General features: G+C 39.6%; 14 protein-coding genes. 13 read left to right on the top strand and 1 reads right to left on the bottom strand.

All coding sequences use genetic code 11. From position 1 onward, the window contains the following. Positions 1 to 12: 12 nt before the first annotated feature. Positions 13 to 519: a single-stranded DNA-binding protein gene (ssb, locus tag CIL03_RS07010; RefSeq protein WP_094885039.1), complete on the top strand. Its 507-nt coding sequence runs from the start codon at positions 13 to 15 to the stop codon at positions 517 to 519. Positions 520 to 562: 43 nt separating this feature from the next. Continuing rightward, a complete protein-coding gene (gene rpsR, locus CIL03_RS07005) occupies positions 563 to 793 on the top strand; it encodes a 30S ribosomal protein S18 (RefSeq protein WP_094885036.1) in 231 nt (76 codons plus the stop codon). Between the two features lie 186 nt (positions 794 to 979). On the opposite strand, the gene CIL03_RS07000 is transcribed toward rpsR, so the two are convergent. After that, the gene (locus CIL03_RS07000) at positions 980 to 1471 is read right to left on the bottom strand and encodes a DUF1189 family protein (protein ID WP_094885033.1); all 492 of its coding nucleotides are present in this window, start codon (positions 1469 to 1471) and stop codon (positions 980 to 982) included. A 304-nt stretch (positions 1472 to 1775) separates the two neighbouring features. On the opposite strand from CIL03_RS07000, the gene CIL03_RS06995 reads away from it, so the two are divergent. The 11 genes from CIL03_RS06995 to CIL03_RS06945 all read left to right on the top strand — a co-directional run bounded on the left by CIL03_RS06995 (position 1776) and on the right by CIL03_RS06945 (position 15970). After that, positions 1776 to 2708: a YybS family protein gene (locus CIL03_RS06995; RefSeq protein WP_094885030.1), complete on the top strand. Its 933-nt coding sequence runs from the start codon at positions 1776 to 1778 to the stop codon at positions 2706 to 2708. A gap of 94 nt (positions 2709 to 2802) precedes the next feature. Beyond that, the gene (locus CIL03_RS06990) at positions 2803 to 4779 is read left to right on the top strand and encodes a DHH family phosphoesterase (RefSeq protein ID WP_094885028.1); all 1977 of its coding nucleotides are present in this window, start codon (positions 2803 to 2805) and stop codon (positions 4777 to 4779) included. Beyond that, positions 4776 to 5222 (top strand): 50S ribosomal protein L9, encoded by a 447-nt coding sequence (rplI, locus tag CIL03_RS06985; RefSeq protein WP_094885025.1) that lies wholly within the window; start codon positions 4776 to 4778, stop codon positions 5220 to 5222. Before CIL03_RS06990 ends, rplI begins: the two co-directional genes overlap by 4 nt. Before the next feature lie 67 nt (positions 5223 to 5289). Next, positions 5290 to 6657, top strand: coding sequence for a replicative DNA helicase (gene dnaB, locus CIL03_RS06980; RefSeq protein ID WP_094885022.1), 1368 nt, complete (start codon positions 5290 to 5292; stop codon positions 6655 to 6657). A gap of 354 nt (positions 6658 to 7011) precedes the next feature. Then, the gene (locus CIL03_RS06975; RefSeq protein WP_094885019.1) at positions 7012 to 8475 is read left to right on the top strand and encodes a M23 family metallopeptidase; all 1464 of its coding nucleotides are present in this window, start codon (positions 7012 to 7014) and stop codon (positions 8473 to 8475) included. A 609-nt stretch (positions 8476 to 9084) separates the two neighbouring features. Then, positions 9085 to 9786, top strand: a complete 702-nt coding sequence (gene yycF, locus CIL03_RS06970; protein ID WP_094885016.1) for a response regulator YycF — start codon at positions 9085 to 9087, stop codon at positions 9784 to 9786. A gap of 5 nt (positions 9787 to 9791) precedes the next feature. Then, a complete protein-coding gene (gene walK / locus CIL03_RS06965; protein WP_094885013.1) occupies positions 9792 to 11618 on the top strand; it encodes a cell wall metabolism sensor histidine kinase WalK in 1827 nt (608 codons plus the stop codon). Further along, on the top strand, positions 11618 to 12931 hold the full coding sequence (locus CIL03_RS06960) for a YycH family regulatory protein (protein ID WP_094885010.1): 1314 nt from the start codon (positions 11618 to 11620) through the stop codon (positions 12929 to 12931). Before walK ends, CIL03_RS06960 begins: the two co-directional genes overlap by 1 nt. Before the next feature lie 2 nt (positions 12932 to 12933). Beyond that, positions 12934 to 13866 (top strand): two-component system regulatory protein YycI, encoded by a 933-nt coding sequence (locus CIL03_RS06955; protein ID WP_094885007.1) that lies wholly within the window; start codon positions 12934 to 12936, stop codon positions 13864 to 13866. After that, complete coding sequence (locus CIL03_RS06950) at positions 13863 to 14648, top strand: MBL fold metallo-hydrolase (protein WP_094885005.1); 786 nt, start codon at positions 13863 to 13865, stop codon at positions 14646 to 14648. Before CIL03_RS06955 ends, CIL03_RS06950 begins: the two co-directional genes overlap by 4 nt. Before the next feature lie 95 nt (positions 14649 to 14743). Further along, positions 14744 to 15970: a S1C family serine protease gene (locus tag CIL03_RS06945; protein WP_094885001.1), complete on the top strand. Its 1227-nt coding sequence runs from the start codon at positions 14744 to 14746 to the stop codon at positions 15968 to 15970.

Raw genomic sequence — 15970 nt, 5'->3', positions numbered from 1 at the left:
GGGGTGGTTCTGATGTTAAATCGTGTCGTACTTGTAGGCAGGTTAACGAAGGATCCTGATTTACGTTATACGCCAAACGGGGTTGCAGTAGCCAACTTTACAATTGCAGTCAATCGGCCTTTTTCAAATCAGCAGGGAAATCGTGATGCTGACTTTATTAACTGTGTCGTATGGCGCAGACCGGCTGAGAACCTTGCTAACTATATGAAAAAAGGCAGCATGATTGGTGTTGATGGACGTCTTCAAACACGTACATTTGAAGGCCAGGATGGCAAGACTGTTTTTGTAACAGAAGTAGTTGCGGACAGTGTGCAATTTTTAGAATCAAAAGGCTCCTCTCAAGGTGGAGGACAGCAGTCATCAGGATTCCAGCAGAATAGAAATCAGAACCAATTTCAAAACCAAAATCAAAATCAATTTCAACCGAATCAAAACCAGAATCAAAATCAAAATCAAGAGGACCCATTTAAGAATAATGGAGAGCCTATCGATATATCAGATGATGATTTACCATTCTAACTAGAATGCTGAATTTTGATAAATTATAAAGGAGGGTTTATTCATGGCAGCTCGTCGCGGACGTGCAAAACGTCGTAAAGTGTGTTACTTCACAGCGAACGGAATTACACACATTGACTATAAAGACGTTGATTTGCTGAGACGTTTCATTTCTGAACGAGGAAAAATTCTTCCACGTCGTGTAACTGGAACTTCTGCAAAATACCAACGTAAACTTACAAGAGCAATCAAACGTGCTCGTACAATGGCATTATTGCCGTATGTAGCAGACTGATAAAACGTCCAGATCCGGAACTGATTCGGATCTGGACGTTTTCTATTTTAATAGTAGTTATAAATGTTTGTTTCTGCCGCTCTTTTTATGTGTAACACGTCCAATTGAAATACTGACTTATCCCCTTATCAGCAATCATCCAGTCAAACATCCAATTGCAGCAACAATTTCCCCGTTCACTATCAATTATTGGTTACGCTTTTTACGCTTTGGATAAACGGAAATAATTAATACGAGCATTACCAGAATATAAATCATGAAGAGCCAGAGAATAGCATCATTCTCATGGACTAACAATGCAGTAATCGTATAAATAATTGCTGGAATGGTTGTTGTATATGCTGTCATTTTCCAAATAATAGAGTAGCGCAATTTTCGCTGCATCAGCCTGGCAATAGCTGATCCAATATATGCAACTGCAGAGAGTACAATTAATACAATAATATTTAAAGGAAGATAATAAAAGATAAAGAAATAAATCAGCAGAAAAAACAGGCCCATATCAGCGCCAGGCCCGCTCGTTGCAGTTAATCTCTCAATTAATGAGGGAATGGATACAAGAAACAGGAGAATAAAAAGGTAAACAATCGTTATATCCATTCCAATGCGATTAAGCTGGAACATTGCTTTTTTATTTGGCAATTTGATACTATGAATAAATGCTTGCAGAAAAATCATTTTTTTCATCCTTACAGAGGGTGTTTAAACACTCATTATTATAATGGTTATTTCCTAATTATAATGGAAAAGTAATAGAAATGGGTAATAATTAATTACAAATTAATAACAAAGCAATTTGTTCTATAACTACTTTTGTGGTTCTTATGTCCAAAACTTACAAAATATTCCCCGGGAAATATTTTTTTCTACTTGTTTCGACAACTATTTCACTAAAAATCATGTTATCATATTATAATGGATAGAAAAATCAGCACGGTACTGATACAGAAATCTTCACTTTACCAGATGAGGTGTGCAATATATGAATCAATCAAGAAATCTGACAGATGGGGCACTTTTAACAGCAATATTTATGGTGCTTTTGTTTGTCAGTATTTACATTCCAATACTTATTATCGTTTTGCCGATACCTTTTATAATATTTGCTTCGAGATACGGTTTGAAGGCATCATTGGTGATGTTGACTATCGTTGTATTATTAACAGCTATTATTACCGGCCCATTATCAATAGCCTTGCCAGTCCTGATGGGGTTAGGCGGATTAATGATCGGCAGTGCCATGTATCAGAAATCATCAGCCTATGAAACCTGGGCAAGGGGAACATTAGGGTTTGTCATTGGCTTATTATTTGTTTTTGTTTTCAGCCAGCTAATGTTTGATATAAACTGGGTAGATGAGTTTGAAAAAGCAGTTACAGATTCGATGGAAATGAGCCAGCGCCTGCTTGAAGATATGGGTGTTGGGGAACAGTCAGAAGAAGTGCAGGAGATGATTGAGGCCCAGATCAGTGCATTTCGTGATTTATTTCCTGCGGGGCTTGCAATCATTTCGCTGATAATGGCATTTATTAGTCAGTGGTTTGGTTACAAGATGATAAATCGCCTGGAAAAAAAGAACTATCGATTTCCGCCATTTCGTACACTTAGATTTCCTACTGCGATTATATGGGTATATTTTCTTGCATTGGTTTTCTCGTTTTTTGACTTGGAATCATCAGGAATTCTATACTCAGGAGTAAATAACCTGCTCGTACTAACTGGCTTTTTGATGGCCATTCAAGGATTTTCATTTATATTCTTTTATGCCCATCATAAAAACATGTCGAAGGTTTTGCCTGTGATTAGTGTCATACTAACATTAATTTTCCCTGCGATGCTACTTTATTTAATACGTATTTTAGGTATAATTGATATAGGGTTTGGGTTAAGAGACCGTCTTGCCAAAAAGGATTAGACAAAGCTGCTCAGGCAGAAGCTAGCGGATAAATTGTTTTAGAGCAGCTTTTCGGGTTGAAATTAAGGTGTTACGTAAACAGGAGCTGAATGTTATGCCAGATTTACAAAGGAAACCTACACTTAGCAGACATGTATGGATCAGTTATTTGCTGTCCATCATTTTGTTAGGCTTTATATGGTATTTTCAATGGAATATAGGACTCGTCATGACATTGTTTTTGGCTGCTTCTTTTTACTACAGTATACGAACAGAAAGAACATTGCTCAATGAAGCCGAGGAATATATATCGACACTCTCGCACCGGGTTAAAAAAGTCGGTGAAGAGGCATTGCTTGAGATGCCTATTGGTATTGTATTATATAGTGATGATTATAAAATTGAATGGGCTAATTCCTATATCAACGAATTGTCAGCAGAGAATGATCCCATAGTTGGGGACTCCCTGGATAACCTTTCAGATAAACTGATTCCGATGATTAAGGAAGATAAAAATGAAGGAATCGTTGAGATTGATGGTTACAAGTTTCAGATTTCATTAAAAAAGGAAGAGCGTTTGCTGTATTTATTTGACCGGACGGCACAAACGGAATTACAGACACGCTTTCATAATGATCAAACAGTACTGGCTATTATCTTTTTAGACAATTATGAGGAAATCACTCAAAATATGGATGATACGGCGAAAAGTCAATTGAATTCCCAAGTAACCTCATTGTTAAATAATTGGTCACATGAAAATGGACTTTATTTAAAGCGAACATCTCAGGAACGTTTTCTTGCAGTTGGGACAAATAAGATTCTAAATCAGCTTGAACAGGTTAAGTTTGATATTCTGGATGAAGTGCGCGAACTGGACAATGAAAAGAATAATCCTGTAACCCTGAGTATTGGTGTTGGGCTAGGTAATGTAGCCCTGCCTCAGCTTGGTGAACTTGCCCAGTCGAGTCTGGACCTTGCCCTTGGACGTGGAGGAGACCAGGTTGCCATTAAGGATGAGGAAGGAAAAGTCCGGTTCTATGGCGGTAAAACCAATCCGATGGAGAAGCGGACCAGAGTCAGGGCACGCGTTATATCTCATGCATTAAAAGAGCTCGTGAAAGTAAGTGATAATGTCATTATTATGGGACATAAATCGCCGGATATGGATTCTCTTGGTGCGGCCATCGGGATTTTAAATATTGCCAGATCAAATAATGTGGAAGGTCACATTGTGTTCGACCCGGATGATGTTGACACAGGTGTCTACCGGCTTGTTGAGGCCATTGAAAATGATGAAGACCTCTGGCAGCATTTTATTGATCCGGAAGAAGCGGAAGCAATAACCGGTGCAAGAAGTTTGGTAGTAGTAGTGGATACCCATCGTCCATCGATGGTTGCGAATCAGAATATATTGAAACAGACGGAGTACAGAGTGGTTATTGACCATCATAGACGCGGAGAAGAATTTATTGAGAACCCGACGCTTGTGTACATGGAACCATATGCCTCGTCAACCGCAGAGCTTGTTACAGAGCTATTGGAATACCAGCCGAAAACATTAAAATTAAAAATGCTGGAAGCAACAGCATTGCTTGCAGGGATTATTGTAGATACAAAAAGCTTTACATTGCGTACAGGATCCCGGACATTTGATGCTGCTTCTTATTTACGTTCCAAGGGTGCAGACACTGTACTAGTTCAGCGGTTTATGAAAGAGGATATTGATCTCTATGTAAAACGAAGCAAGTTAATTGAGCGGGCAAAAGTCTATAGAAAAACTATTGCTATTTCAAAAGCTAATTCGGATGAAACGTATGGCCCAGTGTTAATTGCTCAGGCAGCTGACACATTGCTGACCATGAGTGGAATCACTGCCTCCTTTGTTATTTCTGAACGTGAAGATGGCAGAATTGGAATCAGTGCTCGTTCGCTGGGAGAAGTCAACGTACAGGTGATTATGGAAAAAATGAATGGCGGAGGCCATCTGACAAATGCAGCAACACAAATTGAAGATACTACAATTGATGATGCAGCAGCATTATTAAAAGATATTTTAGATGATTATTATGAGGGGAGAGAAGAAGAATGAAAGTAATTTTCTTGAAAGATGTAAAAGGCAAAGGTAAAAAAGGTGAAGTGAAAAATGTATCTGACGGATATGCACGTAATTATTTGCTGAAAAATAAAATTGCCGAAGAAGCCACTCCCGGAAACATGAAAGCATTGGAAGCACAGAAGAAAAAGAATGATCAGCTGGAGCAGCAGGAAAAAGAAGAAGCAATGAATCTGAAGGATACATTAGCGGATCTCACGGTTGAATTAAAAGCAAAATCAGGTGATGGCGGGCGTTTGTTTGGCTCCATTACCAGCAAGCAGATTGCCGATACACTGCAAAAAGAGCATGGCTATAAAATTGATAAACGCAAGATTGAGCTTGAGCAGCCGATTCGCGCATTAGGATATACAACGGTACCGGTTAAGCTTCATCCAGAAGTTTCCGGCTCAATTAAAGTCCATGTAGCTGAAAAATAATGCGAAGAGCTTTAGATATAGTCCAACAACAACGAATGTCTCTTGATAAAGGAGGGAACCTCAGACAATGAATGATTCTTGGAGTGATCGCAGACCACCACATAATATTGAAGCAGAGCAATCCGTGATCGGTGCTATATTTTTAGAACCAGAGGCATTCTCAACTGCATCTGAATTAATAACGGCAGAAGACTTCTACCGAGCGAGCCACCAGCGTATATTCGCTGCCATGATGAAGCTTGCAGATAAGGGTGAGCCAATTGACGTTGTGACGGTTACTTCCTATCTGCATGATCTGAAACAATTGGAAGAAGCAGGTGGGGTGTCTTATCTCTCTGAATTGGCTGAGAGCGTTCCTACTGCTGCAAATATTGAATATTACAGTAAAATAGTAGATGAAAAATCTTTGCTAAGACGTTTGATACGTTCAGCTACTGATATTGTTACCTCTGGCTTTGAACGTGAAGATGAAGTGGAGGATGTTCTGAACGAAGCAGAGAAAAGTATTCTTGAGGTTTCCGGCCGTAAAAACTCTGGTGCTTTTAAAGCCATCAAAGATGTCCTGATCGATGTATATGATAATATTGAGCAGCTTCATCATCAGGATGCAGACGTTACAGGAGTACCAGCAGGATTCCGCGATTTGGACCGGATCACTTCCGGCTTTCAGCGAAATGATTTAATTATCATAGCAGCCCGTCCATCTGTTGGTAAAACGGCATTTGCATTAAACGTTGCCCAGAATGTTGCCGTTAATACAGACGAAAATGTAGCTATTTTCAGTCTGGAAATGGGAGCAGATCAGCTTGTTCAGCGTATGCTTTGTGCAGAGGGAAATATTGATGCGCAGCGCTTGCGGAATGGTCAGCTTCAAGCAGATGACTGGAGTAAACTGACAATGGCAATGGGAAGCTTATCAAATGCAGGAATTTTCATAGATGATTCACCCGGAATTCGTGTCAGCGAAATCCGCTCCAAATGCCGCCGCCTGAAACAGGAGCATGGCCTTGGAATGATTTTAATCGATTATCTGCAGCTGATTCAGGGAAGTGTTAATTCCCGCGAGAACAGACAGCAGGAAGTTTCAGAAATCTCACGTTCCCTAAAAGGGCTGGCACGGGAGCTTGAGGTTCCGCTCATTGCCCTATCACAGCTTTCACGTGGGGTAGAGTCACGTCAGGATAAACGACCGATGATGTCTGATCTAAGGGAATCTGGAAGTATTGAGCAGGATGCGGATATTGTTGGATTTCTATATCGTGATGATTATTATGATCAGGAATCCGAGAAACAGAATATTATCGAAATCATTATTTCCAAACAGCGTAACGGCCCTGTTGGCACGGTTGAATTAGCTTTTGTGAAAGAATATAATAAATTCGTAGATTTGGACCACCGTTATCAGGAAAGTGATATTCCACCAGTTCCGGTGTAAAAATAAAGAACCAAGCTGTTCCAGAAAGGAGTTTCTTCCTTTTTGGAACAGCTTTTTTTGTTTTGACAGTTTATAAGCCATTGTTTTTAAATAATAGCAGAAAAGTTTATTTATGTTGCTCTGAGCTGCACAGATAAAAGTAGTTTCCGTTATTTCCATAATAAAGTAAAAAAATGTAAGTTATTATACAATTTCATTACAAAGTCTTATAACCTATTCCATCCTCTTATTTACTATGGTAGTTTTGTAGGGGGAATTGCGAAGTGTCTCTAAAATTGCAGAAAAAGAAACTAATTTGACGAAATACTATACAGAATTCGTACATATATAGCATTACAGGAGGAAATTGAAAGAATGAATACAGGGTGGAAAAAACGAGAAAGAAATACGGGTAAAAAGAGTAATCTATTTAAAAATGCTGCTATTACAGCTTGTTTGGGAATGTCCCTTACATTCACAACTGCATATGCTGAAGAAAACAGCAATCTTGAAACAGTTTTTCATGTTTACATAGATGGGGACCATGTTGGTAAAATTGATAATAAAGAAGTTGCTGAGAAAGTGATCGATAAAAAAGTATCAGAGAGCGAGTCTGAGTTTGAAAATCTCTCGCTGACAATTGGAGAAGAAGTGTCTTATGTATCTGAGAAGGTATTTAACCCAGCATTTAATAATTCAAAAGTGAGCAATGTACTGAAAGATGAACTTTCAGTCAAAGCAAATACTGTCGAATTGTCAATTGGCGGTAATTTTGTCGGATATTTTGATAATAAGGAAAAAGCTGGGGAAGTAGTAAAAGCATACAAAGAGAAATATGCGGATGAAAAGACAGTTGGAAAAATAGAAGCAGCAAAGGAAAAAGAGAAAAACAGCGAAGAACCTGTTAAGCGGGAAACGCCTGCAGTCGATGAGACGATAATAACAGATGTTTTCCTTTCTGAAGAGGTATCTTTTGCTGAGAAAAAGTCGGATCCTGCTGACGTATTAACAGTGAAACAGGGAATAAAGCTGCTTGAAAAAGGAACGCTTGAAGAAAACAAACATCAGGTAAAAGAAGGCGAAGTTATCGGAAAGATTGCTGGCAAGTATGATTTATCTTCAAAGAAACTGCTGGAATTAAATCCATCTCTGAACGAGGATTCCGTCCTGCAAATCGGACAGGAAATTAATGTTACCGAATATAGACCTTTTGTGGATGTTATTGTAAAAGAAGAAACAAAGGTTGATGAAACGATTGAATACGAAACTGAAGTAATCGAATCTGATGAAATGTACAAAGGTGATGAGAAGGTTAAACAAGAGGGCAGTGATGGAAAAAAAGTAGTTCATTATGCAATTGAAAAACGTAATGGAAAACAAACGGATAAAGAAATGCTGGATGAAAAAGTTACAAAAGAAGCAGTTAATAAAATTGTGGTAAAAGGTACAAAGGTAGTTTCCTCCCGGGGAACTGGCAATTTTTCCTGGCCGGCAGTTGGTGGTTATATCTCGAGTCATGTTGGAGAGCGCTGGGGCAGAATGCATAAGGGAATAGATATCGCAGGTCCAAGCAACCGGACGATTAAGGCTGCAGATAATGGGGTAGTAGTATCAGCTGGCCGCGATGGAACCTATGGAAATAAAGTGGTGATTAATCATAACAATGGAATGAAAACAATTTATGCTCACCTTTCATCAATTAGCGTAAAAGTTGGACAGACTGTTGAAAAAGGAAGCAAATTAGGGGTTATGGGTTCTACTGGACGCTCAACCGGAATCCATCTGCACTTTGAAGTATATAAAAACGGTGCATTGCAAAACCCAATGGACTATCTGTAAACGTAATTAAAAGACTGACTCTGAGTGAGTTGGTCTTTTTCACTTTGTTGATAGGGTTCATATGAGGCAGCTGAATCTTCCGAGCATGAGTTTCTCATGGCTTTTTGATTAAAAAGCCTATAGAACATTTCTTCCGGCCAGCTAGTATCAAAAATACTGTTAAAAGTCCAATTGAGTGAGTCTATGGACCATACCAAGCAGGAATCGTATAAAAAGGTAACAAAGAGCACGTCTATGTGCCACACCAAGCCAGGAATAGCAAGAAAAGGTAAGATAGAGTGCTTCTATGAGCCCTACCAAGTCAGGAATCATATGAAAAGGTAAAATAGAGCGCCTCTATGTGCCCTACCAATCCAGGAATAGCAATAAAAGGTCTCATAGGTCTTTAACTATGACCACACCCAGCCCAGGAAAAACAAAAACTACTCAGTCCCCCGCCAGATTCCTTTCGACTTAAAATAAGTAAGTTATTTCGTTATAATAAAGGAATAAGCTTGCGAGCCAAGACATTTCATGCAAAGTACGATAAAATAGACAAGAAGCAATTCAACTAACGAAAACAATCAGCTTTAGATATACTATTAATTATGTAAAAAGGATGTGGCAAGGATGAGTCAGAAAATTTTAGTAGTTGATGATGAACAGCCAATCGCAGATATATTACAATTCAACTTAGAAAAAGAAGGGTATCAGGTTGTTATTGCAAATGATGGAGATGAAGCAATCCGTCTTGCTGAAAGTGAAAATCCTGATTTAATTTTATTAGATATTATGCTTCCGAACAAAGATGGAAATGAAGTCTGCCGGGAAATTAGAAAAACACAGACTATGCCTATCATTATGCTTACCGCAAAGGATACGGAGATCGATAAGGTTCTGGGTCTGGAGCTTGGAGCAGACGATTATGTAACAAAACCTTTCAGTAATCGTGAAGTGATTGCCAGAGTGAAGGCCAACCTGCGCAGACAGCAGGTTCCGGATGATACGGTGAAAACGACAAAGGATATCGTTATCGGTTCCTTGGTTATCCATCCAGATGCTTATATTGTTTCGCGTGACGGGGTGCAAATTGAACTGACCCACAGGGAATTTGAATTACTGCATTATCTGGGACGTCATATTGGTCAGGTTATGACACGTGAGCATCTGCTTGAAACCGTATGGGGATATGACTATTTTGGTGATGTACGTACAGTTGATGTAACTGTACGGAGGCTGCGTGAGAAAATTGAGGAGAGTCCAAGTAATCCGATGTGGATCGTAACCCGCCGCGGTGTTGGTTATTATTTGCGCAATCCTGATCAGGAGTAATGGCAATGAATAAAGTTGGTTTTTTTCGTTCGATTCAATTAAAGTTTACGATTATTTTTATCCTGCTGCTGTTATTGGCCATGCAGGTTATCGGGTCGTTTTTTACTGAGAGTCTGGAAAATAATCTTCGGGATAACTTTTTTGAGACAATCGAACAGAATGTCGAGCTGCTTAGCTACAATCTGGAGCAGGCATTTAACAAAGAACGCGAAGAAGATGGACAAGGGCCTAGCCTTCAGCAGGAAGTCCAGGAAATACTGGTTGATATCAGGGCAAACAATATAACGAATATACAAGTTGTTGACAGTCAACGGCGTGTGCTTGCAGCAAGTGACAGCATGCAAGGCAATATTGGAAAAAAAACCTCATTGGATCTGGTGCAGCAGGCCATTTTATTTGATATGAGCCAGGAAAGAACTAGAAGGGATCCTGAGACGAACAACCAAATGTTTGTAAAAGCTGAGCCGGTTTTTGATAACGAAGATCTTGTAGCCGGAGTTATTTATCTGGAAGCCTCGCTGGAAGGTGTAAATGATCAATTGCAGGAGATTAATAATATATTTTTGCAAGGGTCTATTTTAGCTATTGCAATTTCTGCATTTATTGGAATTCTGGTTGCACGTTCCATTACAAGACCGATTATGGAAATGCGCAGACAGGCTCAAACAATGGCTAAAGGTGATTTTACCCAAAAAGTGAATGTCTATGGAAAAGATGAAATCAGTCAGCTTGCGGAAACCTTTAATGACCTGAACAGCCGTCTGAAGCACTCCTATGCAACGATTGAAGAGGAACGCTGGAAGCTCAGTTCTGTGCTTTCCAATATGTCAGATGGTGTGATAGCAACAGATAATGATGGTTTGGTCACATTAATGAATGAAGCGGCTGGAAGATTAATTGGACAAAATCCGGATGATATTATCGGAGAATTTTTGCTGGATGTGCTGCAGCTTGAGGAAAAAAGCGTGGATATCGCGGATCTGCAGGAGAACGGAACGATGATCATTGATTTTAGCGATGAAGAACAGGACTTCTTAATACGGGCAAATTTCTCTACTATTTTGGATGATGAGGATGAAGTGACAGGATTTATTACCGTTATCAGTGATGTTACCGAACAAGAGAGAGTGGAACAGGAGCGCCGTGATTTTGTCTCGAATGTTTCCCATGAATTAAGAACTCCGTTAACAACAATGAAAAGCTATATCGAAGCACTTACAGATGGTGCATGGCAGGATAAGGAAATTGCGCCTAAATTTCTTGGGGTAGCTCAAAATGAAACAGAGCGGATGATTCGAATGGTTAACGACCTGCTGCAGCTGTCGAAAATGGATGCAAACGAGTACCCGCTGCAAAGGGAACGGGTAGAATTTGTCGGTTATTTCCACCAGGTCATTGACCGGTTTGAAATGAATCTGCCGGAACACATTAAGCTATTGCGGGATATGCCTAAAGGGCAATATGAGGTGTGGATGGATAAAGATAAAATGACACAGGTGCTGGATAATATTATTTCAAATGCGATTAAATATTCACCTGAAGGCGGAGAAATCCGATTGAAGGTTGAAAATAGAAGGCATCATCTGCAGGTCAGTATCCAGGATCAGGGAATGGGTATTGCTTATGATAAGCTTGAAAAAGTGTTTGAACGCTTTTACAGGGCTGATAAAGCCAGAACAAGAAAGCTTGGCGGTACGGGACTTGGCCTGGCAATTTCTAAGGAATTGGTAGAGGCACACCATGGACAAATATGGGCAAAAAGCAAAGAAGGTAAAGGAACCACTGTTTTCTTTACACTTCCGCTGATGAATCAGAAGCGGAGGGGAAGATAATGAAACTGGAAACAGCAAAAACACTAGCTTTAATCATTCTAATCGGGATCAGTCTGCTGCTGACATATGGCCTGTGGAGCTATCAGCCAAGTGGTGATACGCTGCAGAACCCGACGTATGAGGCGGAAACAAGTCTTGGCGGAACAAAGGAATCTAAGAAGAGTCTGATCGAACCGGAATCTGTAATTTTTCATGCTGATAACAGTTATTACGGTTTTTCTGACCCATTAAAACAAAGAGAGCTTTATAATGAGATGCAATCATGGGTGTTAAATAATTTTGAAACAGGCCCTCCGAAGGACATACTTGAGCAAAGTCATTTAGTTGAGCTCGTTTTTCCAGATGAACTTCCAATGAATATTTTAAACAGTAACAGTCTATTTAACTTTAATGATAAAGAGACAGTATTTCCAAGCTGGCACTTTAACAGGGTCTATTTTACCTTTGAATCGGAAACGGCATCATTACAGGCCCACTTTGTGTCTGCAAATGGCCAGCAGGAGGCTACTGCATATATCAATGACTCGGCTAATTACGAGCAATTATGGTCATATGTATCAAATATGGATTTTGAAGTCCTTCAAGAATATATGCTGTTTAATGAAGAAAATACGCCGATCTATATCCCTGCAAATCGAATAGAATTGCCCGGATATTCTTTTACCATAGAAAAATTAGATCCGAATTTACTGATTAATGCTTTATTCAGAACCCCATCAGCAGTACGGCCAATCTATAATAATGGTGAAAGGTTGTATACGGATAATCAGCGGCAAATACGCGTTTTTGAGAATGGAAGCAGCATGGAGTTTTATAATCCATATCCGGAAGATTATGAACGGACAGAATCATTAAAATTAATCGATCAAAGTATTTTAAGCATCAACGACCATTTTGGCTGGACACAGGAATATAATTTACTGGATGTAGAGGAAAATACAGTCCGCTATCTAATGTATTATGATGGATATCCTGTTTTTGATAGTTCCCACTTAAATTTAAATATAATTGAGCAGAGGTGGATCAATCAGGACCTGTCCATTTATCAGCGACCACTTTATACACTGGAAACTTCTTTTCCAATTGATTCTGTGGAATTGCCTTCAGGAAGTGATATTATTCATTACCTGGAAAATAATCCAGCCTCCAATTATAATATTGAAAATATAACAGATCTTCAAATTGGCTATCGCCTTAATTTTCAGGGCGAAGATGACTCAATCATACTAGTTCCGGCATGGTATATGAACTATAACGGCAGCTGGCTTGAATTTAAATTCAGTGATTTAAGTATTTCGGAAGGGGGAAGTTGAGGATGCAATGGAGTAAAATAAAAACCCTGTTTATCCTCTGTTTCCTTGTATTAAATATATACTTAATTATTCAGTTTATCCAAAAGCAGGATGCTGCCGATATGGGCTACCTGGAAGAGGGCCAGGAAGCATCCATTGAAGATAAGCTGGAATCGGAAAATATTGAATATGAGGATCCCAATATAGAAATTACGGAGGATTCCTACATTTCTGTGTCCCAAAAAAAATTCACTGATGAAGAACTTGTCCCGTTAACAAACTTTGAGAATCAGACTGCTGCGGTTATTAATGATAATTTTATTCTTTCCAAATTTGAAGAACCCATTACAGTACCTGAAGAGGCTACAAATCAGGAATTGAATCAGCTTATGAAAAATTATATTGTATTCCCCGAAGCTTATCAGTTTTGGGGATGGAATAAGGATATGAATGTGCTTATTTTCTTCCAGCAGAAGGATGACCGACTATTTTATTTTAACGAGAATGGATTGTTGCTTGTTTTTCTGAATGAGGAAAATGAAATGATGTACTATACACAGACGATGCTTGGAAATGTTCAGGTCCAACAAGAAAAGAAATCAATTCAGCAGCCCATTCAGGCAGTTGGTACACTGTATGACCGCAATGACTTATATTATGAAGATGAAATTACCAATATTAAAATGGGATATTATGCACGGATTGTCACAGAAGGGGTACAGGTATTTACACCTACCTGGCGGGTCGAGGTAAATGATGAGAGAAATTATTTTATCAATGCTATTGAGGGACTGGTGTTTGCCAGTGATGACATCAAGTTTATCAACAAGACCATTGAAGAATCATATATAAATAAAATCCGAGATTTAGAGGAAGATAACGAGTTGCGGGAAGAAATTCTGACGGATTTAACTCAAAGGCAAACTGAAACAGGTAATCGGAGTGAGACAGAATGACATTACGTTTTAGTGTATTAGCCTCGGGCAGTACGGGGAATGCATTTTATATTGAATCAGAAAAAGAGAAATTTTTAGTAGATGCAGGATTGAGCGGGAAACAAATGGATAAATTATTTGCCGATGTAAACGTAGATCCATCCCAGCTTAGTGGTATTCTGGTAACACATGAGCACAGTGACCATATTAAGGGACTTGGAATTATTGCCAGGAAATACAACCTGCCTATTTATGCTAATGAAAAGACATGGATGGCAATGGAGAAGTCAATTGGGAAAATTTCATTGGATCAGAAATTTTTATTTGGTATGGAAGAAGCAAAAACATTTGGTGATTTGGATATTGAGTCCTTTGGTGTCTCTCATGATGCTGCGGAGCCAATGTTTTATGTGTTTCGTCATGATGGGAAGAAAGTTGCGTTAGTCACAGATCTTGGCTACGTTTCTGAGCGGATTAAGAAGACAGTGGAGGATGCAGATGCGTATATTTTTGAATCAAATCATGATGTAAGCATGCTGCGAATGGGGCGATATCCATGGAATGTAAAGCGCCGTATTTTAGGCGATTCCGGCCATGTTTCCAATGATGACTGCGGACTGGCCCTTGCCGATATAATCAGTAACCGAACGAAGCGAATCTACCTGGCGCATTTGAGTCTGGATAATAATATGAAGGACCTTGCCCGCATGTCAGTGGATAGTGTACTGCAGGAACGCGGAATCAAGCTGGATTTGTATGATACAGACCCGAAAACTCCAACTGCTTTGTATGATGTAGTTTAACTTTTAAAATAAGCTCATTCAATAAACTGTTTATTTTTTACTGTCTTAAGGGTAATACTATATGCAAAATGGTTTTTAGTTAAGGGGATGGATAGATGGGATATTACGATCAGAATTACCCGCCAAATCCACATCGCAAAAAAAGAAGCAGTTGGCTGGTGCCTGTTCTGTTGGGAGTTATTATTGGCATTTTATTGGTTGCAGTAGCCCTGCCTGCATTTATGAAATCGAATATTACGCTTGGCAGCTGGCCGGATGACAATGAAAGCAATCAATCGGCAACTATCCAGAATGACGGTGATGGCTCAACTGCAACGAATACTACAGTCAATGTTGATGTATCAACACAGATAACCGATGTGGTTGAACAAGTATCCCCAGCGGTTGTTGGTGTGATTAATATCCAAAGTCAGAACAATTTTTGGCAGCAGCAGGAGGGTGAAGAAGCCGGAACTGGGTCTGGTGTCATTTATAAGAATGAAGATGGAACAGCATATGTCGTGACAAATCATCATGTTATTGAAGGTGCGAACACAATTGAAGTTGTGCTGTCAGATGATACAAATGTTGAAGCCCAGCTGATTGGAAGTGATCTGTTTTCAGACTTAGCTGTACTTCGAATGGATGCAGAGCCAGTTAAACAAGTAATTGAACTGGGGTCTTCCGGAAATATCAAAGTCGGAGAACCGGCAATTGCTATCGGTAATCCGCTTGGACTGATGTTTTCAGGCTCGGTGACACAGGGTGTTATCAGTGGAACCGAACGAACGATACCACAGGATTTTAATCAGGATGGACGAGCAGACTGGCAGGCAGAAGTTATTCAGACTGATGCCGCAATCAACCCGGGAAACAGTGGTGGTGCATTAATAAATATTAATGGACAGCTGATTGGAATAAATTCCATGAAGATCAACCAGACAGCTGTGGAAGGAATCGGCTTTGCAATTCCGATTGACTCAGCTTTGCCGATTATTCAGGAGCTTGAAACAACAGGAGAGGTAACAAGGCCATTTATAGGGGTGGAAATTTATTCTCTGGAAGAAGTACCGCAATCTGAATGGAGGAGCACCTTGAATCTGCCTGGTGAGATAGAAGGCGGTGTATATGTCTGGAGTGTTGATCCACTATCGCCGGCCGACCGCGCAGGACTGCAGCGTTTGGATGTTATCACAGAGCTTGATGGTGAACCAGTTATGAATATGATCGATCTAAGAAAAGTACTGTATTACGAAAAAGAAGTGGGTGATGAGGTTGTCATTACTTACTATCGTGATGGAGAGCTAAAAGAAACAACGATTACGCTTGGAACACAGAGCTAA

This window comes from Virgibacillus indicus (assembly GCF_002266285.1).
GTDB classification, from domain to species: domain Bacteria; phylum Bacillota; class Bacilli; order Bacillales; family Amphibacillaceae; genus Virgibacillus_K; species Virgibacillus_K indicus.
Note: the sequence above shows the minus strand (reverse complement) of the source record. Positions and strands in the feature narration are given on the sequence as shown.

Excerpts from the sequence above, each read along its gene's own strand:
- CIL03_RS06975 (WP_094885019.1), top strand. The coding sequence starts at position 7,012 with ATGAATACAGGGTGGAAAAAACGAGAAAGAAATACGGGTAAAAAGAGT.
- rplI (WP_094885025.1), top strand. The coding sequence starts at position 4,776 with ATGAAAGTAATTTTCTTGAAAGATGTAAAAGGCAAAGGTAAAAAAGGT.
- rpsR (WP_094885036.1), top strand. The coding sequence starts at position 563 with ATGGCAGCTCGTCGCGGACGTGCAAAACGTCGTAAAGTGTGTTACTTC.
- ssb (WP_094885039.1), top strand. The coding sequence starts at position 13 with ATGTTAAATCGTGTCGTACTTGTAGGCAGGTTAACGAAGGATCCTGAT.
- CIL03_RS07000 (WP_094885033.1), bottom strand. The coding sequence starts at position 1,471 with ATGATTTTTCTGCAAGCATTTATTCATAGTATCAAATTGCCAAATAAA.
- dnaB (WP_094885022.1), top strand. The coding sequence starts at position 5,290 with ATGAATGATTCTTGGAGTGATCGCAGACCACCACATAATATTGAAGCA.
- CIL03_RS06990 (WP_094885028.1), top strand. The coding sequence starts at position 2,803 with ATGCCAGATTTACAAAGGAAACCTACACTTAGCAGACATGTATGGATC.
- CIL03_RS06945 (WP_094885001.1), top strand. The coding sequence starts at position 14,744 with ATGGGATATTACGATCAGAATTACCCGCCAAATCCACATCGCAAAAAA.
- CIL03_RS06955 (WP_094885007.1), top strand. The coding sequence starts at position 12,934 with ATGCAATGGAGTAAAATAAAAACCCTGTTTATCCTCTGTTTCCTTGTA.
- yycF (WP_094885016.1), top strand. The coding sequence starts at position 9,085 with ATGAGTCAGAAAATTTTAGTAGTTGATGATGAACAGCCAATCGCAGAT.
- CIL03_RS06950 (WP_094885005.1), top strand. The coding sequence starts at position 13,863 with ATGACATTACGTTTTAGTGTATTAGCCTCGGGCAGTACGGGGAATGCA.
- walK (WP_094885013.1), top strand. The coding sequence starts at position 9,792 with ATGAATAAAGTTGGTTTTTTTCGTTCGATTCAATTAAAGTTTACGATT.
- CIL03_RS06960 (WP_094885010.1), top strand. The coding sequence starts at position 11,618 with ATGAAACTGGAAACAGCAAAAACACTAGCTTTAATCATTCTAATCGGG.
- CIL03_RS06995 (WP_094885030.1), top strand. The coding sequence starts at position 1,776 with ATGAATCAATCAAGAAATCTGACAGATGGGGCACTTTTAACAGCAATA.